Origin of the sequence: Phormidium yuhuli AB48, from assembly GCF_023983615.1 — a bacterium.
In the GTDB taxonomy this organism is placed as follows: domain Bacteria; phylum Cyanobacteriota; class Cyanobacteriia; order Cyanobacteriales; family Geitlerinemataceae; genus Sodalinema; species Sodalinema yuhuli.
Map to the genome: position 1 here is coordinate 1357454 of NZ_CP098611.1, position 19289 is coordinate 1376742.

At 53.2% G+C, this 19289-nt stretch carries 13 protein-coding genes; 12 read left to right on the forward strand and 1 reads right to left on the reverse strand.

Translation table 11 applies throughout. From position 1 onward, the window contains the following. Positions 1–215: 215 nt before the first annotated feature. Entirely contained in the window at positions 216–1898 is a 1683-nt protein-coding gene (locus tag NEA10_RS05900) for an iron uptake porin (RefSeq protein WP_252664330.1), read from the forward strand. A 91-nt stretch (positions 1899–1989) separates the two neighbouring features. Here the strand turns inward: NEA10_RS05900 and NEA10_RS05905 are convergent, their stop codons facing one another. Further along, positions 1990–2646 carry an MBL fold metallo-hydrolase gene (locus tag NEA10_RS05905; protein WP_252664331.1) on the reverse strand — a complete coding sequence of 219 codons (657 nt, stop codon included), beginning with the start codon at positions 2644–2646 and terminating at the stop codon, positions 1990–1992. A gap of 5 nt (positions 2647–2651) precedes the next feature. Between NEA10_RS05905 and NEA10_RS05910 the strand changes: the two genes are divergently transcribed. From NEA10_RS05910 to NEA10_RS05960, 11 genes are all read left to right on the forward strand, one after another. After that, positions 2652–4118: a site-2 protease family protein gene (locus NEA10_RS05910; protein WP_252664332.1), complete on the forward strand. Its 1467-nt coding sequence runs from the start codon at positions 2652–2654 to the stop codon at positions 4116–4118. Between the two features lie 152 nt (positions 4119–4270). Continuing rightward, complete coding sequence (gene trmFO, locus NEA10_RS05915; RefSeq protein ID WP_252664334.1) at positions 4271–5599, forward strand: FADH(2)-oxidizing methylenetetrahydrofolate--tRNA-(uracil(54)-C(5))-methyltransferase TrmFO; 1329 nt, start codon at positions 4271–4273, stop codon at positions 5597–5599. Between the two features lie 192 nt (positions 5600–5791). After that, entirely contained in the window at positions 5792–6001 is a 210-nt protein-coding gene (locus NEA10_RS05920) for a hypothetical protein (protein WP_252664336.1), read from the forward strand. 111 nt (positions 6002–6112) lie between these two features. After that, the gene (locus NEA10_RS05925) at positions 6113–7747 is read left to right on the forward strand and encodes an alpha-D-glucose phosphate-specific phosphoglucomutase (protein ID WP_252664337.1); all 1635 of its coding nucleotides are present in this window, start codon (positions 6113–6115) and stop codon (positions 7745–7747) included. A gap of 38 nt (positions 7748–7785) precedes the next feature. After that, on the forward strand, positions 7786–8160 hold the full coding sequence (locus NEA10_RS05930; RefSeq protein ID WP_252664338.1) for a Crp/Fnr family transcriptional regulator: 375 nt from the start codon (positions 7786–7788) through the stop codon (positions 8158–8160). A 319-nt stretch (positions 8161–8479) separates the two neighbouring features. Then, a complete protein-coding gene (locus NEA10_RS05935; protein WP_252664339.1) occupies positions 8480–9235 on the forward strand; it encodes a peptidylprolyl isomerase in 756 nt (251 codons plus the stop codon). Next, a complete protein-coding gene (locus NEA10_RS05940) occupies positions 9232–12288 on the forward strand; it encodes a peptidase domain-containing ABC transporter (RefSeq protein WP_252664341.1) in 3057 nt (1018 codons plus the stop codon). The genes NEA10_RS05935 and NEA10_RS05940 overlap by 4 nt, the downstream gene beginning before the upstream one ends. Before the next feature lie 112 nt (positions 12289–12400). Further along, a complete protein-coding gene (locus NEA10_RS05945; protein WP_252664343.1) occupies positions 12401–13984 on the forward strand; it encodes a beta-barrel domain-containing protein in 1584 nt (527 codons plus the stop codon). A gap of 10 nt (positions 13985–13994) precedes the next feature. Beyond that, complete coding sequence (locus NEA10_RS05950) at positions 13995–15644, forward strand: hypothetical protein (RefSeq protein WP_252664345.1); 1650 nt, start codon at positions 13995–13997, stop codon at positions 15642–15644. A 25-nt stretch (positions 15645–15669) separates the two neighbouring features. Beyond that, positions 15670–17841, forward strand: coding sequence for a hypothetical protein (locus NEA10_RS05955; RefSeq protein ID WP_252664347.1), 2172 nt, complete (start codon positions 15670–15672; stop codon positions 17839–17841). Next, on the forward strand, positions 17828–19237 hold the full coding sequence (locus NEA10_RS05960) for a DUF2079 domain-containing protein (protein ID WP_252664348.1): 1410 nt from the start codon (positions 17828–17830) through the stop codon (positions 19235–19237). The genes NEA10_RS05955 and NEA10_RS05960 overlap by 14 nt, the downstream gene beginning before the upstream one ends. Positions 19238–19289: the final 52 nt, after the last annotated feature.

Here is a 19289-nt window from a genome sequence, read left to right on the forward strand (position 1 = left end):
AACTATAATGGGGGGAAGTGGCTCTGACACTGCTGTTCACCCAGACTCGGAATGACACCCGTTTCAGCCAATTTTTGCGATCACCTTGATTTTTTGTGGCCTAGGCTACATATTTTTTGTAGCCGCGATCGCACTATAGATGGTTAAATGTGTGAACAGCCGTCGGCTGCTTTTCGCGAAATTCAAAGTTCCTGTGTTTTAAGGTGTGAGGGAAGATGCGTAAACTAACATGGCAGATTCTGCTGTTCAGCCCGCTCATGGCGGCGTTCTGGGGCATCAATGCTCCGGCTCAAGCTAAAGAGGCAGCGGTTGACGCCGGTGTCAGCTCCGTGAAAGCTGACCAACTGGCTGATACTGACTTTGGCAGCAAACAGCTTTCCGTGGGTGACTTCATTGAAGCCAACGAGAATCAAAGACTTCGTCAAGACAACGGCAACTCGGGAGTTGTCTCGCTTGACCAGGTGACCTCAGTGTCGCAGCTAACAGACGTGCAACCGACGGACTGGGCATTCCAAGCCCTCCAGTCCTTGGTTGAGCGCTATGGTTGTATCGCCGGTTACCCCGACGGGACTTTCCGTGGCAACAACTTCATGACCCGTTATGAATTTGCCGCCGGTCTGAACGCCTGTTTGGATCAGATTGTGGCAATTGTCGGTGGCGGGGATGACATTGACCCCGGCGACTTGGCGACCATTCGTCGTCTGCAAGAAGAGTTCGCCGCCGAACTAGCTACCCTACGGGGTCGCGTGGACGGACTAGAAGCTCGCGTCTCTGAACTCGAAGCGAACCAATTCTCCACCACCACCAAACTGGAAGGGGAAGCGGTCTTCGCCATCGCTGATGCCTTCGGTGGCGGAAACGTGGGTGTGGACGACAACCAAACCGTCTTCCATAACCGGGTTCGTCTAGGCTTCGTCTCCAGCTTCAGCGGACGTGACCAACTCTGGACTCGTCTTGATTCCGGTAACGCGGCCACCTTCAACAACCTTGACCAAGGGGTCCTCACCCACAACTTCGACAACGGTGGTGGTGTTGACATCGGCTGGCTCGCTTACTACTTCCCCCTCGGTGATAACGTTCAAGTCTATCTCCCCGCTTCTGGGGGTCTCTGGCAGGACTTCATTCCCACCATTAGCCCCTACCTCGAAGGGTTCACCGGTGGTGAAAATGCTCTGACCAGCTTTGCTGAATCCAACCCCATCTACAAAATCGGGACGGATGCAACGGGTGTCGGTATGACCATTGACCTGACCGACAGCATCATGTTGTCTGCTGGTTACTTCGCCGCTGATGCCTTCAGCCCCAACCGCAAAGAGGGCTTATTCAACGGTAACTACTCCATCATGAGTCAGTTGACCTTTGATTCTGGCGATTTCCAACTGGGTTTAACCTATAACCACGCCTTCTTCAACGGCGCTGGTGCGGGTAATGACATCTTCGGTCTTGGCCCTGGAACCACCCGGAGTGTCCAGCCTTTTGGGGATGCGGCGGCGCTCTATGCCAACTCCTACGGTCTCTCTGCGGCCTTCCAGGTTTCTGATAGCTTCGCCATCAATGCCTTTGGCGGTTACACCAACGCTAACTCTCGTGCTACGGGTAAAGATAGTGCTGAGATCTGGTACTACGGTCTAGGGTTGGCTCTCCCCGATTTTGGTGGACAGGGTAACCTCCTCGGACTGATGGCAGGTGTGGAACCTTACGTGGGTGGCTTCAATGGCAGCAGCTCTCGTGGTTCTGGTGCGGATGATACCCCCGTTCACATTGAAGCCTTCTACCGCTATCAACTCAACGACAACATTTCCATCACCCCTGGATTGATTTGGTTGAGTGCGCCTCAAGGTAACCAAAATGCTGACGATGCTTTCGTTGGTGTTCTGCGTACCACGTTCTCCTTCTAGGAAGGGTATTTTGGGTCAGTTTTTGGCTGGCTGACCCTCACATTCATGAAACCCCACACATGCTGTGGGGTTTTTATTTTAAGGGCCTCAGCTAGAGTAGCGCTGGGGCTGTTTCATAGGCCTGTAAATCTAAGGCCGCTAGTTGACGATAGGCGGCCTCAATCCCCCGTTGACCTCGCAGGAAGCCCGTACTGGCCCCTGGACAGATCAGAGATAACGTCTCTGGGGAAAAGCGATCGCGCAACTGGGCGACACTCCGCAATTGTCGGCGCCAATGAAAGGTTTTCGCTGTGCGTAGGGGCACCAACTCCCCCTGAGCATTGGGCAAAAGATGACGACCTGTAAATAAAATTCCCCCCTGCTGAGCGTAATAGAGACAGGCGGAACCGGGGGTCTGTCCCGGTGTCCAAATTCCCTGAATTTGGGGAGATATCTGAATTTCGTGGTGAAATGACGTGACCTGTGCCTCGGGCAGCAGATAGGCTTCTTGTTCCTGAATGATAAGCTGACAGCCACTGCGTTGCTGAAACTTAGTTGCCTCCCCAATACTATCGCGATGGGTAATAAAGAGCGATCGCACCCCCCCCTGACCCCCTAAAAAGTCCTGAGTTTCAGGGGTTGACGGGGGAGTATCAATCAGGATGTTGCCATCTTTTTCTACAATAAGGTAGGCCGTTCCGCCCAGGGTTTGCCGATTGGGGGGAAAGGCAAAAATATTTGATCGGACAATGCGGGGTTCTTTAGACATACGTGATGACTTTTTGGTTACTGCTGATCCTTGGACTGATTACCTACATTATCTTGCAGCGGAGCGTTGCCAACATCACGCGAACCCCAGTGTGGTTGTTGTGGTTGGTGATGATGACTCCGGCTGTAGTCTTGATTATCTGGGCTGAAGCGACCCCAGAAGATGGAGGTGTTCCGGCTTGGGGGGCGATCGCACTGATGACCGGTTGCTTTATCCTCTATCTCTGGCTCCTCTACCGAGGACGGACTACACCAGAGGAGCAGGCAAAGACAAGGGTTACAGCCCCAGAACTCTCCTCATCCCTAACCCCCCTTAAAGAGCAACTGCGGCCCATTGCCCCTGGGGAAGAAACACAATTGCGAAATTGCTTCAACTGGTCTGTGTATGCCTTACATCAACTAGAATATCGACCTCAAGCTGTCATTTGCCGGGGTCAACTACGTACGACCCCAGATCGGGCCTATCGCACCATACGGGATAACATCGAACAAAAATTTGGCGATCGCTTCTTGGTCGTCCTCCAAGAAGGGGAAAACCAGAAACCCTTATTTGTCCTCGCCCCTAACCCCAAACAACACACCCAGTCCGCCGAGAGCGATCCAACTGAACAACCCGCTATTGCCCTAGGACTGTTCCTGATTACCCTCTTCACCAGCACCACCGTCGGCGTTGAACTGGCCGGCATCGAGAGCGATCGCTGGCAAGCCGATCCCCGCCTATTACTCCAAGGACTCCCCTATGCCTGTTCTCTGCTGGGAGTTTTAGGGATTCGGGAATTAGGACGCTATGCGATCGCCCGTCGACATCAACTAGAAACCAGTCTCCCCTACTTCATCCCCTTTCCCATGTTCTTGGGAACTTTAGGAGCTTTTCTGCGGATTCGCTCTCCCATTCCTAACCGGAAAGTCCTCTTTGACACCAGTATCGTCGGTCCGTTACTGACCCTTTTAGTCAGTTTCCCCCTTTTATTGTGGGGACTCTCCCAATCCCAACTGGTTCCAGCCTCGGAGGCCTCGGGGATTCTAAACTTCCAAGAACTAATTCCGACGTTTTCCCTGCTTCTGTCCCTCTGTAGTGCCTTGTTACTCCCCGGCTCCCTAGATCCCTCCCAAGCCATTGAATTACAGCCTGTGGCGATCGTTGGCTATCTTGGCATAATTCTGAGTGCCTTCACTCTGATGCCCATTGGCCGCTTAGATGGGGGACAGATGGTTCATGCTATGTTTGGGCGACGCACGGCCCTGGCTATCGGACAAATTAGCCGTATCCTGATCCTCCTGTTGGCCCTCCTGCATCCAGAACTCTTATTATGGGCAATTCTGCTATTCCTGATTCCCCTACGGGATAGTCCTGCCCTTAATGACGTCAGTGAGTTAGATAATAAACGGGATGTTCTTGGCCTAATCAGTCTATTTCTGTTGGCGTTGATCTTGCTTCCGGTCCCGCAGATGTTGACTCAGGCGTTGTCTTAGGGGGAAGGCAATCGGGTTACCACAGAGGCACAGAGGACACAGAGGAAGAGGAGGGGGGAAGAGGAGGGGGGAAGAGGAGGGGGGAAGAGGCAAGAGGGGGGCGTTTTTCTGGGGTGAGGATAAATTTGTAGTCATTGTTTGAGGTATCAATTATGCGGACGGTACGAGTGATTGGTGGTGGACTTGCGGGAACTGAGGCCGCTTGGCAGGTGGCTCAATGGGGGGTTCCTGTGGTACTTCAGGAAATGCGTCCCCTGCGTCAGTCGCCGGCTCATCATTCTCAGGAACTGGCGGAATTGGTCTGTAGTAACTCATTTGGGGCTAAAGCGAGCGATCGCGCCTCAGGATTGCTTCACGAAGAACTGCGCCGTTTGGGATCGGTGGTGATTGGCAAAGCCGATGAGCATCATGTGCCAGCGGGTGGGGCCTTGGCTGTCGATCGCGGTGTGTTTAGTCGGGATTTGACCCAAACCCTCGCTCAGCATCCCCTGATTGAGCTGGAACGGCAGGAAGTTCAGCGCATCCCCGAAGATGAAATTGTCGTCTTGGCGACGGGCCCGCTCACCAGTGAAGCCCTGGCGGATGACCTGCAACGGTTTACGGGCAGCCAATATATGAGTTTCTTTGATGCGGCCAGTCCCATTGTGGTGGGGGAGTCTATTAATACTGAGATTGCTTTTCGCGCTTCCCGCTACGACAAAGGGGACGCGGACTATTTCAACTGTCCTATGACTCAAGAGCAGTATCTCGCCTTTTGGCAGACGCTCTGTGAGGCGGAACAGGCGGAGGTCAAAGACTTTGAGCGGGAAACCGCTAAGTTTTTTGAGGGCTGTCTTCCCATTGAGGAGATGGCCAAACGGGGGGAAGATACCATGCGCTATGGTCCCCTTAAACCCGTGGGACTGCGGGATCCGCGATCGCCGGAACGGTTTTATGCTGTGGTGCAATTACGCCAGGAAGATAAAGCCGGCCAACTCTGGAATATGGTGGGATTCCAAACCAACCTGCGTTGGGGAGAACAGAAACGAGTATTTCGCCTGATTCCTGGCTTAGAAGAAGCGGAATTTGTCCGCATGGGAGTTATGCACCGCAATACCTTTATTAACTCCCCTGAGTTGCTTCAGCCGACGCTTCAGTTCCATCAACGGCCCACGCTGCTGGCGGCAGGTCAACTCATCGGCACCGAAGGCTATACCGCCGCCGCTGCTGGGGGCTGGCTCGCTGGAACCAATGCCGCCCGGGTGGCCTTGGGATTGGAGCCTGTCTCTCCACCGAATGAGACGATGATGGGGTCTTTGATTGGTTTTGTCACCTCCGCTAGCCCCAAGCATTTTCAACCGATGCCTCCTAACTTTGGCATTATCCCCAGTTTAGACATAAGAATTCGTAATAAGCGCGATCGCTATGGCAAATATCGCGATCGCGCTCTGGAGAGCTTAACAACTTGGCAAAAACAGCTTCAACCCGCCATGGTGTCTTGACCTCAGACCCATCCTGAGCTGGAATCTTCGACTGAGACCGCTCAGGATTTTTAGGTCAAAAGGGGATTTACCTCAATTTGTCAATGATCAAGATCTCTTAATTTTTGTTTTATAATCTTACTCAAGGTAGATTATTTAAAAAACATTAAGAAATAGGATCGAAGTATACAAGTGATTGACAAATTCCCTGTTATGTCTACCCAGCACTGTCTCGTTCCTCCCGTGGCCGATCTATTTTTCCAAGCCTGGTGTGCGGGGACCCTCGGTCCAAATGATCGCTTTCAAGTTCGAGATGTGCTCTTGACGGACAGCATAAGTGAAGAAGAGCGTCTCGCGATCGATCGCCTAATCCACTGTGTTCGCCAAGGCTGGCTCGTGATGGATTCACAGCCAAGCTGTTAAATCAAGGGGTTCCAGGTTCTGGTTGTCTAAAGAGAAACCCAGAAAACACTCAAGAGACCACAGCGTTTGATATGGTGTTGTCAAATATCTCCCTTGCAGTTTGCCCATCGTATGAACGTACACACGGTATCGACTCAACCCTTCTCTGACCAGAAGCCCGGAACCTCAGGGCTTAGAAAGCAAGTCCCGGTATTTCAACAACGGCACTACCTGGAAAACTTTATCCAAGCCATCTTCAACAGCCTCGAAGACTACCAGGGGAAAACCCTCGTCCTGGGTGGTGATGGACGTTACTACAACCGCACCGCCATCCAAACCATCCTGAAAATGGCCGTGGCCAACGGCGTCGGACGGGTTCTCGTTGGTCGGGGGGGAATCCTCTCAACCCCAGCCGCCTCCTGCATTATTCGTAAAACCAGAGCCTTCGGAGGCATTATTCTTTCAGCTAGCCATAATCCTGGAGGACCCGAGGGAGACTTTGGCGTTAAATTTAATACTAGCAATGGCGGCCCTGCCCCAGAAAAAGTTACATCAGCCATTTTTGAAGCTAGCAAAACCATTCAGGGATATAAAATCCTGGAAGCCCCAGACATTGACCTGGATACCCTGCTAATCACCCAACTCAACGAAACCACCGTTGAAGTCATTGATCCCGTTGCCGATTACGCGGATTTGATGCAGTCTCTCTTCGATTTTGACCGTATCCGTGACGTTCTGACCTCCGGGAACTTCCGCTTGTGCATGGACCCCCTCCATGCGGTCACCGGTCCCTATGCTCACTTCCTCTTAGAAGAGCGTTTAGGGGCAGCACCGGGAAGCGTGCAGAATGGAACTCCCCTCGAAGACTTTGGCGGCGGCCATCCAGACCCCAACCTCGTGTATGCCCATGACTTGGTTGAACTGATGTTTGGGGACAATGCCCCCGACTTTGGGGCAGCTTCCGACGGCGATGGCGATCGCAATATGGTGTTAGGGCGCAAGTTCTTTGTCACCCCCAGCGATAGCCTAGCGGTTTTAGCGGCGAATGCCCATTTGGTGCCTGGATACAAAGATGGTTTAGCCGGGGTGGCCCGCTCTATGCCCACCAGTGCCGCCGTCGATCGCGTCGCCGAGAAACTGGGCATCAACTGCTATGAAACCCCCACCGGCTGGAAGTTCTTCGGGAACCTCCTCGATGCCGGACAGGCCACCCTCTGCGGTGAAGAAAGTTTTGGGACTGGGTCTAACCATGTACGAGAAAAAGATGGCCTTTGGGCGATTCTTTTCTGGCTCAATATCCTAGCGGTGCGCCAGCAGTCCGTTGAGGATATTGTGCGAGACCATTGGCAAACCTACGGGCGCAACTACTACTCTCGCCATGACTACGAAGGTATCGACTCTGCCAATGCCAACCAACTGATGGAAGGACTGCGATCGCAACTGGCCCGTCTCCCCGGTCAACAGTTGGGTAACTACGAGGTAGACTATGCCGATGACTTCAACTACACCGACCCCGTCGATGGCAGTGTCAGCAAAAACCAGGGCATTCGCATCGGCTTCACCGATGGCTCCCGCATCGTCTTCCGTCTCTCAGGGACAGGAACCCAAGGCGCCACCCTGCGGCTGTACCTCGAAAGCTATGAACCGGACTCTAGTCAACATGGGGCCGATCCCCAAGATGCCCTCGCCGAATTTATTGCCCTCGCCGAGGAGGTGGCACAGATTCGTCAGTACACGGGTATGAATGCCCCCACCGTCATCACCTAGACCCTCTCGTTCCATCTCAATCGCCAGTCCTCAGACCTATGCTCAAACCTGCTAGAACCGTTGAAATTTTCCAGAAACAAACCGAACCCCAACGTTACCAAGCCGGAGACGTCATTTTCCAAGAGGGAGATCCCGGAGAAACCATGTTTGGGATTATCGAGGGGGCCGTTGACCTAGTGGTGGATGGTCGAGTCGTAGAAACCATTGAGACGGGGGATGTCTTTGGGGAAGGCTCCTTGGTGCGTCAGAAGGGAACCCGAGCTTCAACAGCCGTGGCTAAAACCAATTGCACCCTAGCGGTGATGAACTTACAGAAGTTTCTCTTTGCCGTCCAAGAGACTCCCATGTTTGCCTTAGAGATTATGTATAGCTTGTCTCAACGGTTGCGGCATTTCAAACACCCCGACGCCTAACCCTTCTGGCCTAAGGCCAGGAGGTCAGGGGTCTCCTGGCCTTGACCCATTACAGTTCCCGAACTTCCGGCTAGACGTTAGGGAGTTCGGGATTTTTCTTACGGAACAACTGGCCGGCGGCTACCGTCAGCGCAACCAGACCTCAATAGTCCTGACTAGCCAGCCATTTTTCAGTATTAGCGTGGAAGACACCAGATCGATTAGTATTGCCTTACCAGCGGCCAAATTCCCCTGGCGGCATCCGCAACGTCATGATCCAATTCCGTTCATGTCTTAAGGTGTGTATAGGTTACTCGATTAGATTGAATTGACAGGAGTGATGACTGAAGTCTTCCGCGTCGGCGAGCACGTAATTACAGAAGCAGAAATCCCAGAACTGCTCAAACGGTATCAGCTACTACCACAGTTTTTGCAGGGGTTGGTGATTGATCAGGCGATCGCCGAGTTTACCTGTCCTGAGGAGGAGCAACAAGCTGCTGTCCAGAAATTTTGTCAACAAAACCAGTTGACGTCTCCGGAGATTCAACAGGCTTGGTTGAACGCTAACGGGATGACCCTAGAAGAACTCGAAGCCCTCGCCATACGACCGATATTATTACAAAACTTTAAGGAAAAAACCTGGGGACCCAAGGTGCGATCGCACTTTATGACCCGTAAATCCAGCTTAGACCAAGTCGTCTATTCCCTCATCCGCACCCAAGATGAAGGATTAGCCCAAGAACTGTACTATCGCGTTAATGAAGGGGAACAAACCTTTGAAGATTGTGCCCGCGACTATTCCCAAGGCCCCGAGGCTCGAACCGGCGGCAAACTCGGCCCCGTCTCCCTCAACCGGCCCCACCCCGCCATCGGCAAACTGCTGTCTGTGAGCCAACCCGGACAACTTTGGCCCCCTCGTCCTTTGGCAGAATGGTTTATCATTGTTCGCCTAGACGAGTTTCACCCGGCTCAGCTTGATGCTGCCATGCATCAGCGGATGTTAGATGAGCTTTATGTAAACTGGCTTCAACAGGAAGTTCAAAGCATCGCCGCCAACTACTTCAAACGCATGTCTTCACCCCCAGCGTCCGTATGACTCAGACTACCTCCCAACCCCAAATTTCGGATTTTCTGGCCCAAACAGCCCCCTTTGACCGCCTCAAGCCCGAAAGCCGGCGGCAACTAGCAGCTAAGGCTCAGCTATTGCGCTATCGCATCGGTCAACCCCTGCTCGTACGGGAAAAAATGCCCGCGCAAATTTCCCTGATTTATCAGGGCCAAGTGCGGGTTCTCGGCTACGACAGCCGTAATGGTCATTCCACCAGTTTACGCCTGGTCGGTCCTGGGGAAGTCCTGGGCTGGATTAGTGTCGTGCGGGATCGTCCCTGTGAAACGGCCTTAGCATCGAGTGAAACCATTTGCGTCAGCATCAATGTCAACGACTTTCGGGACTGTTTGCGGCAAGAACAAGAGTTTAACCGTGCTGTTCGGGAGCATCCGAGCCTAACGGAAGTCTTTGAACTGAGCAGCGCAGAACTGCAACGACGAGCCGATGCTACGGCGGATCTCAAAACCCTCTGTTACGACCTCTGGTCAGAGGCCCAAATCGTCGACATTCCCAAAGGGGGAAGCTTCGAGCCAAGCCGGTTAGATCCGAAGCTGCTCTGGTGGGTCAGTCGTGGAGAATTGCCCGATTCCCATGTGGGCGATCGCGTCTATCCGGCCCGCCACCAAACCACGCGCCTGGACAACTCCCTACGCCTCGTGGGAGTGCCCTGGGGTGAGAAAGTGGCTCAAGCGGTGTCCTCTCCCCAACTTCCCCAGGCCGGTGAACCCGATCCAGATGGCCAACCCAGAGACCATGGCCCCGATGGCTCCGAAGAGTCTGGTAACGGCAATGGCAGAGCGATCGTTTCCAATGGGAGTAGCGCCCTAGCTAGCGTTCCAGAAGCCCCCCCACGACCCCCCGATCCGCCTCGAGACCCCCTAGCCCCCCCACCCCGCTATCCCCATATTCGTGGTAGCGGCCCCATCGGCTCGCCCCTAGCCTGCTTCCACATGCTCTGCAAATATATGCGGATTAACTTCCGGAAGGATGCCATCCGTAAATTGCTGGAGCAGCAGTTAAAAAGTAAAGGGGCTGTATCCCTTTATGGCTGTGGTACGATTATGCCCACCCTAGGGGTGCAAGCTCAACTGGCTCGTATCCCGAAAAATTCCCTGGGACGGCTGCAAGCGCCGGGGATGATGAAATGGCAGGATAGCTACGCCGTTATCTATAGTATTAACGAAAAAGAAATTATCCTAGCGGTTCCCGAAATAGGGATTCTCCATCGTACCCCAGCCCAAGTGGCAGAAATGGTCGAGGGGGATGTGGCCGAGGTGGTGCTGGTTCAACCTCCCTCCGGCGATCAGTCTGAGAAGTTCAGCATGTGGTGGTTCCTTCCCTCCCTGCTGCGCTATAAAAAAGTCCTGATTGAGGTGTTTATTGCCTCCTTCTTCGTTCAGTTGTTCGGACTGGCAAACCCCCTCTTAACCCAGGTCATTATTGATAAGGTCTTGGGTCAGCGTAGTATTGAAACCCTGAATATCTTAGGGGTGTTCATGATCGGGGTCGCGCTGTTTGAAGCCCTGCTGACCAGTTTGCGAACCTATCTGTTCGTGGATACCACCAACCGTATTGACCTCAACCTCGGCTCTGAGGTGATTGACCACCTCTTCCGACTGCCCCTGGGGTACTTCGATAAACGCCGGGTGGGAGATATCGCTGGACGGGTCAATGAGTTAGCCAACATTCGTCAGTTCGTCACCGGAACCGCCCTGACCGTAGTTTTGGATGCGGTGTTCTCGGTGATTTATATTGCCGTAATGGTGACCTACAGTTGGCTGCTGACGGCTGTGTCCCTCGTTACAGTTCCCTTCTTTACGGCGTTGATTGTCTTCGTCTCCCCGATTGTGCGGCGACTGCTGCTGAAACGGGCGGAACGCTACGCCGACGCTCAATCCTATCTGGTGGAAACCCTAAATGGGATGCAGACGGTGAAGGCGCAAAATATTGAGTTGACCTCCCGCTGGAACTGGTACGAACGCTACGCCCGTTACATGAACGCCGGTTTCCGGACAATCCTCACCAATACCGCTGCCAGTTCCGTCGCCAGTTTCCTAAATAAACTGTCCTCCCTGTTGCTGTTGTGGGTGGGGGCTTATTTGGTCATTAACCAAGAGCTAACCCTGGGTCAGCTGATCGCCTTCCGGATTATCTCCGGGAACGTGACCGGCTCGCTGCTGCGCTTTGTCCAGGTTTGGCAGAGCTTCCAGGAAGTGGGGATGTCCATCGAACGTCTGCGGGATATTCTCAACTCCGAGCCGGAGAGTAACGACAGCGATCGCCTTAACATTCCCCTGCCAAATATCGAAGGACACGTTAAATTTGAAGATGTCTGCTTCCGCTTCGTACCCACAAGTCCGCTGAACGTTGCCAATGTCAACATTGAGTTTCCGGTCGGGTCGTTTGTGGGGATTGTCGGACAGAGTGGGTCCGGTAAGAGTACCCTGATGAAGCTGCTACAACGGCTTTATCCCCCGGAAACGGGACGGATTCATATCGACGGCTATGACATCAATAAGGTCGAACTCTATTCGCTACGGCGTCAGGTGGGGGTGGTACTACAAGATACCCTCCTGTTCAACAACACCATTAAGGCCAACATTGCCCTGAATAACCCCGAGGCCAGTGATGAGGAAATTATCAACGCTGCTAAAGTGGCGGTGGCCCATGACTTCATCATGACCCTGCCCCAAGGCTACAACACCATTGTTGGAGAACGGGGGTCCGCCCTATCTGGGGGACAGCGACAACGGATTGCGATCGCCCGGACGGTTCTGCAAAAACCCCGCCTGTTGATTCTCGATGAAGCCACCAGTGCCCTGGACTACAACCTCGAAAGCCTGGTTTGTCAAAATCTCGTCGAAGAGTTCCGAGGACGCACAGTGTTCTTTATTACCCACCGCTTACCCACCGTACAAGGAGCCGATTGTATTCTGATGATGGACAACGCCGCTCTGGTGGAGCAGGGAACCCATGAGGAATTAATGGCACTTAAAGGGCGCTACTACTGTCTATATGAACAACAACAGTCTCAGTTGTAAGTCCGCAATTGCCCCCCTATCCGTCTCGCTTGTCACCGGGAAGCCATCATGTTAACGTCTGTCATGCTGAGGATGGGCCGTTGCTGATCTATCGAAGCCAAGGTAAAAAGCCATGAATATCCAACGAATTGAGTCGATCGAGGAACAACCCGTCATTTTGGAACAGCCCGCCTTTTGGACAAGGGCGCTAATTTGGCTGATTGTTGCCATTACCACCTCTGGGGTGGTCTGGGCTTCGTTGGCCAAGATGGATCAGTCTATCCCGGCTCAGGGCAGACTCGAACCCGAAGGCTCCCTGCGGGAAGTGAAAGTCCCTACTGGCGGCGTGGTGCGTGAGATTCACGTGGCTGGGGGCGATCGCGTCCAGGAAGGGGATTTGCTCGTGACCTTAGACTCAACGGTATCTCGGGCTTCCGTGGAATCCTTACGTGAGTCCCGCGATCAACGACGGAGCGAGGCCCAAGCCTTCCAAGCTCAAGCCGAAGGCTTAGGTTTGAGCATCCCGGATGGAGTGGGCGAGTTTGATCGCACCCAAGCTCGACGAGTTCAAGCTCGGCAGGATGAATTGAGGTCCCAAGAAGAGGTGACCAACAGCCAAATCAGACAGTTGAACAACCAAATTACTCAAACCCAGGGACAAATCATTGCCCTGGATAGCCAAATTGGTCGTCTGGAAAATCGCTTAGGGATTGCCCAAGAGCGCCGTGACTCCTATCGTGAACAGTTGCTAAGAGCTGAAGAACGCCTACAGCAATCCGAGCAACGTCTACAACGCTCCCGTCTAGTCTTACAGGAAGACGAGGAGATCCTAGCGGATTTAGAGCCGCTCCTAGAAGATGGAGGCATTGCTCGCTTACAAGTCACCCGCCAACGTCAGCAGGTGATGAACCGGGAGCAGGAAGTCTCCAGTGCGCAAGATGAGGTCTCAGCTCGCCGGGACCAAATTACTCAGATTGAGGATAGCCGGCGTGAACGGGAATCAGAAATTGAAGGTGTACAAGCTGAGCTGGTGGCCCGACGAGACGAACAAGATCGCCTTCGTGGGGAGTTAAACCGCCTGCAAGATGGAATTCAGGAAGCCCAAGCCCAATTACAGAGGGTTCGCGCCAGTTCCCAACGAGAAGCCTATGAGGTGATTTCTGAAAATCAGAAGCAAAATACCCAGTTAACCAGTCAACTGGCAGCGGCTGAACAGGAATTGCGCTTTGCGGAGTTGCGATCGCCCATTGATGGGGTCGTCTTTGAAGTGCTGCCCAACTTCGGTCAGAATGAGGAAACGGGAAGTTCTGGGTTTGTCCTCAACACCACCGAACCGGTCATCACCATTGTTCCCAACACCCGATTGATTGCCAACGTCTTTGTCACCAACAACGATATTGGCTTCATCACCACGGGAATGGATGTCGAGGTACAGATTAACGCCTTCCCCGCGATGGAATTTGGCACGATCCCAGGAACCCTCACCTCCATTGGCCAAGATGTCTTGGAACCGGAGCAAAACCGTCCGTTCTATGCCTTCCCCGTCACCATTGAGTTAGAAGACCAATATTTTGAACTCCCCAACTCCGATATGCGGGTTCCCCTACAATCGGGGATGGCAGTCGAAGCCAGCATTAAAGTGCGTGAGCGGACGGTGATGAGTTTATTCCTCGATCGCTTCACCGGAAGCGCCCGCACCCTAGAACATCTCCGCTAACGTGGGGTGGATGGCTTGGGAAACAACCAAGGGCAAAACCTATGTCGCTCCCACGGTTTGGGGGGCGATCGCCCTAGTGCTATTTAAGCTCTGGGCGATCGCCCACTTGCCCATTCACGCCTCCCTGGCTTACCACGACAACCTCCGCTACATCATTCGCGCCACCCAGTTACTCCAGGGAGATGTCCCCTACGATGGCCTCGTCTTGGCCCGTCAGCCGGGATACCCCCTCTTCATCCTGGCCAGTTACCATCTCGGCATCCCCCTGCGCTTCTCCCAAGAACTCTTCTATCTCGGTGCCGGGGTCTTCCTCGGCTTTAGCCTCCAGCGTTGGCTGCGAGCACCCGCCCTAACCCTTCTCTTCCTAACCCTCTATAGCCTCGCCCCCTTCTCCTACCATTGGAACCGGCAAACCCTCCAGGAAGTAATTTACCTTCCCCTCACCGCCGCCCTCTTAGGAGCCGCTCTCAATCTCCTCAAAGACTGTCATCATCGCCGCCGCTTTCTACTCCATTCCCTAATTCTGGGACTTCTACTGGCCCTGTTTTGGAATACCCGACCCGAAGGGGTTTGGATACTGCCCTCATTAAGCCTTTGCTACCTCTATAGCGCCCGAGAACAGGGATGTTTTCGCTCTCGAACCCATTTGACTCATTTTGTCGCTGGAACCCTGCTCAGCCTCGCTCCCATTATCTTTATCACCTCAGCTCTAGCCTGGAGCAACTACCTCAACTACGGACTCTTCAACACCTATGACCTAAAAACCCCCGGACTCACCGCCGCCTATAGCAGTTTACAGCGGGTCTCTCCCGAACGTCAGCCGCCACAAATTCCCGTTCCCGAGGCAACCCGACGGGAGATTTATGCCATCAGTCCCAGCTTTCGCCGCCTCAAACCAGCCTTGGAAATTGCCGAGGATGAGGGGTGGCGAGCCGCCTCCTGTGACTTAGGGGTTTGTGACGATTATGTAGGGGGGATTTTTTATTGGGCCCTACGAGATGCCGTGGAAGCCCAAGGATTTTATCAATCGGTGGCGGAAACCGAAGGGTTTTACCGGCAAATCGCCCAGGAAGTCAATGGGGCCTGTGAACAGGGTTGGTTAAACTGTCAACCCCGCAGACGGGCCAGCTTCATTCCCAGGATATCGGGGGACCTCATCGGGCCCTGGCTCATGAGTAGCCTCCACCTCGGCCGTCAACTGACTCACAGTTCCCTCGTCCTACGGCTCGATTCCGGCTTAGAAGATTTAGAATTACGCGAGAGATATTACCGTCAAATTACCCGAGAACCGGCCGATTTTTTCCAAGCTCGTTCAAACCCCCTCAACCAAGCCAAAGATCGGTTAATTCAGGAGCTCTCTCACCTCTATCAACTGCTATTTCCCATTTGTTTAGGATTAAGCCTACTAGGCTGGCTTTGGAGTTTCAGCCATCCGTCTCCCAAGTTGCTCATTTTGGCGGTAATCCTGCTATTGTGTATTCTCGTGCGCCTGCTGCTGGTAGCCTATATTGATGTGAGCAGTTGGCCCGTGGGAGCGGGCGATCGCTATCTACGCCCCCTCTTACCGGCCCTGTGGCTGTTGATGGTGATCGGATTACAGGCTGCATACCAGGAGTGGCAACAACGGTACGTCTCAGCCTCCCGTAAACTCTCACCCTAAGAGGACTGGCAAGACATTAAACTTGATGAAACCCATTTCAATTACAATCCAGCCCGAGCGCATCATTCAGGTTGCTTGTGGCCTCATCACCCTCTATCTCTTCTTCGCCTTTTTCCCCCTTCCTCGTGCGATTGATATTGGCTTAGACCCGTCCTGGAAATATGGAATTAGCCAACTGGCTGAAAATAACGTCATTTTTGGCGAAGATATTATCTTTACCTATGGTGCCTTTGGCTATTTAGTCCGAGGAGCGGTCTTAGAGAGCAATTTTTGGGATATTTTTATCTTCAAAACTCTCGTTCATGGCTTACTGTTTGCCGTAACCATTTGGCGAATTATAAAATCCAAAACCGTCTTAGAACAACTGGCGATCGCCATCAGTGTCAGTTTTCCCTATCTCATCTCAGACTTTTACGAAGCCCTACAAACCGAATATCAAACCCTTTATATTATCGTCATTCTCCTGTCATTTCGAGAAATTTGGCAAGGAAAAAACGCCCACTACTGGGCAATTGGCATTGGTGCCGTGGGAGGCTTTTTGCTCCACAGTAAAGTCTCCATGGGTCTACAAGCCTCGGTCTCCCTCTTCATCTTTTTTGCCATTCAAGTCTTACTCGGCTTCCGCAGCCGCCTGGGGATTCGTAAAAATATTCTACTCCTATTAGACTCCCAACTCGCCACCGCCAGTACCGCCTTTCTCTTCTTACGAGTTGAAACCCTTACGAACTGGCTCAACCTACTCCTGGCCCTCGTCATTTCCGTCCTCATCGCCGTCGCGGTTCTGCCCAAACTGCTTAAATCCCATCCCCACCTAACCCCAATTTGCCAATTCACCCCTCGGATTCTCTACGGACTGAGTTTAACAGCCATTATTCTCCTGTCCTCTCCCTCCCTCCTCGACTACCTAGAAGGCTACTCTCACATTACCGCCGGCTATTCCGGGGGCATGAGTTATATCGGCTCATCCACGGAATTAGCCGTCGTCTTCTTAGAACTCCTAGGACTGATTGGCCTACTGTGTCTCGTCGCCAAAGATGGCAACCCCAGTTTCTCAGCCGCCATGGTCCTATTGATTTTATTGACCTTCAAACATGGCTTTGTCCGACAAGGGGCCCACGGCTTACGCTTTGTCTTCAGTATGCCCCTGATTTTTGCCCTCTGCACCCTCCAGATTCGTCCTGGATTTTGGCAAAAATTCGCCTATGGGTTCCATCTTTATAGCCTAATTCTTTGTCTGGGGTTTCATCATTACTACACCAACCTCTTCTCCGACTACTATCACACCAACCTCATCCGTCCCCTCACCCCCGCACTGGTGGCCGAAAAATTCACCTATTTCTGGAATCCCGCTAGCCTCAAAGCCGATTTACTCGCCCAAAGTGACGAAAACTTACAAGCGGTCACCCTTCCCCCAACTGTCCGGGAGGTAATTGGTTCCCAGTCCGTTGATATTATTCCCCGAGAAATCTCCATGGTGGCAGCCAATGGACTGAACTGGAAACCCCGTCCCGTCTTCCAATCCCAAGCCGCCTACACCCCCTATTTAGACAATGCTAACCGAGATAGCCTCGCCAACGAACCTCGGGATATTCTGTTATATAACTTCCATACCGTAGATGCCCGACATCCCTTTTTCGATGCTCCCGCTACGGCGTTTCACTATATCTGTCACTATGGCATCTCCCCTCAAGTTCCCGAATTGGTGCAATTGCCCGCCCTGCCCAATTTAATGGTCTTAGAACCCCTAACCCAGTCTCGCTGTGGCCCGCAACAGTCCCAACGGGAGTTATCAGTGGTTTGGAATGATTTTGCTCAGATTACCCCCGAAGATGGGGAATTAGTCCGAGCCTCGATTCGGATTGAACATTCTGTTTGGGGGCGACTGGCTAAATCCCTGTTTCGAGTTCCCCCGGTTAAGATTACCGTTCGCGATTTAGCCGGGGAGGAACGCGACTATCGCATTTTGGTGGCGAATGCGGAGGGGGGAGTTTGGCTGAGTCATCTACCCCGACATGATGGGGAGGCGTTTGAGCTGTTTCAGGGCCAGTTACCGCCGCGAACCTATAGTTTTAAGTTTTCAACCCTGAATACAAGCTTATTTCAGCCTCGCATTCATGTCACCTTAACCGGTTATGGGTTGGGTGAGTTTCAGGAACGAGCGGCCCGGCATGGGGAGATTTCTCATGTTGGGAATTAGTCAGATACGCCGCTATCTGGGGACGCGGCTGCTGGGGTATGGGGCCTGGGTGGCCTTGGCCCTATTTATCTGTAGTAGTCTCCGTCATGGCTTGTTTAAGTCGACGGCCATGGATTTGGGGTTTTTTGACCAAGCCCTTTATTTAATCAGTCGTGGCCAACCTCCGATTATTTCCTTTTGGGGTCATCATGTCTTGGGGGGTCATGGGGATTATAGTCTCTATCTCCTGGCGGGGTTCTATCGTCTGTGGCCCGATGTCCATTGGTTGTTGGCGATTCAGGCCCTGGCGTTGGCGTTGGGAGGGGTGATGGTGGCGGCGTTGGCCCGTCAGCGGGGAATTTCCGTGACGACGGCGAGAGGGTTGGCCTTAGCCTTTTGGTGTTATCCCTTGGTGTTTAATGTCAATCTCTTTGACTTTCACCCGGAGGTGATGGCGGTTCCGGCCCTATTGGCAGGGATTTGGCTGGCCCGGGCGAGGGGGACGCTAGTGGGGTTTACGGGACTGTTGCTGTTTGTGTTGGGTTGTAAGGCGGTGTTGTCCCTGACGGTGGCGGCTATGGGACTGTGGTTATGGCTGTTTGAGAAACGCCCTCGCTATGGGGGGTTGGCGTTGGGGTTGGGGACGGTTTGGTTTGTGGTGGTAACTCAGGTGGTGATTCCTCATTTTCGACCGGATGGAGTGGAGGCCCTGTTTCGTTATGACTATTTGGGAGGGTCTCTGGGGGAGATTCTGCTGAATTTGCTGATACAACCGCAGTTGTTTTGGGGCAAGCTGTTTTCAGGGGAGAGTTTTGTTTATGTGGGATTGGTTCTGTTGCCGATGGCCTGGGGCCTCTCTTGGGGACAGTTGACTCCGCTGTTGGGGGCACTGCCGACGTTGGCCTTAAATCTTCTGGCGGAACATCCGCTACAACGAACTCTGGAACATCAATATGCGTTGCCTCTATTACCGTTTTTGTTTGTGGTGGCGGTGGATACGGTGGCAGTGAAGGGGGGATTATGGCGGCGTTTGGGCGATCGCGGCCTGCTCATCTGGTCGTTGACGGCCCTGTTGGTGTTGGGCAATCCTAATAAGTTATTACGGGGTTTTGAGGGGTTGGAAACCTGGCAGGCGACACGGGAGGCGATCGCCCTGGTTCCCCCGGAGGCGGCAGTATTGACGGATAATTATCTCGCCCCCCATTTGACGCATCGGCAAACGGTCTTGTTATTGGGCCATCCCAGTCCTTTACCGGTTGATTTAGACCAACCGGACTATGTGGTTCTGAACACTCGTTATCCCTGGCGGGGAACGGAGGAGTTGGCGAGGGGGTTAGTTCTCCATTTTTTACAAGACCCCCAGTTTGAGGTGCGTTATCAGCGGTATGAGGTGTTTGTGTTTGGGAGAAGGGAATAGGGGGGGAAGGCAAGAGGCCATAGGCAAGAGGCCATAGGTGGGCTAACGGAGG

Bases quoted from the DNA above. Each gene is read 5' to 3' on its own strand.
- NEA10_RS05960 (WP_252664348.1), top strand. From the start codon at position 17,828: ATGTTGGGAATTAGTCAGATACGCCGCTATCTGGGGACGCGGCTGCTG.
- NEA10_RS05905 (WP_252664331.1), bottom strand. From the start codon at position 2,646: ATGTCTAAAGAACCCCGCATTGTCCGATCAAATATTTTTGCCTTTCCC.
- NEA10_RS05945 (WP_252664343.1), top strand. From the start codon at position 12,401: ATGAATATCCAACGAATTGAGTCGATCGAGGAACAACCCGTCATTTTG.
- NEA10_RS05930 (WP_252664338.1), top strand. From the start codon at position 7,786: ATGCTCAAACCTGCTAGAACCGTTGAAATTTTCCAGAAACAAACCGAA.
- NEA10_RS05925 (WP_252664337.1), top strand. From the start codon at position 6,113: ATGAACGTACACACGGTATCGACTCAACCCTTCTCTGACCAGAAGCCC.
- NEA10_RS05950 (WP_252664345.1), top strand. From the start codon at position 13,995: ATGGCTTGGGAAACAACCAAGGGCAAAACCTATGTCGCTCCCACGGTT.
- NEA10_RS05940 (WP_252664341.1), top strand. From the start codon at position 9,232: ATGACTCAGACTACCTCCCAACCCCAAATTTCGGATTTTCTGGCCCAA.
- NEA10_RS05955 (WP_252664347.1), top strand. From the start codon at position 15,670: ATGAAACCCATTTCAATTACAATCCAGCCCGAGCGCATCATTCAGGTT.
- NEA10_RS05935 (WP_252664339.1), top strand. From the start codon at position 8,480: ATGACTGAAGTCTTCCGCGTCGGCGAGCACGTAATTACAGAAGCAGAA.
- NEA10_RS05900 (WP_252664330.1), top strand. From the start codon at position 216: ATGCGTAAACTAACATGGCAGATTCTGCTGTTCAGCCCGCTCATGGCG.
- trmFO (WP_252664334.1), top strand. From the start codon at position 4,271: ATGCGGACGGTACGAGTGATTGGTGGTGGACTTGCGGGAACTGAGGCC.
- NEA10_RS05910 (WP_252664332.1), top strand. From the start codon at position 2,652: ATGACTTTTTGGTTACTGCTGATCCTTGGACTGATTACCTACATTATC.
- NEA10_RS05920 (WP_252664336.1), top strand. From the start codon at position 5,792: ATGTCTACCCAGCACTGTCTCGTTCCTCCCGTGGCCGATCTATTTTTC.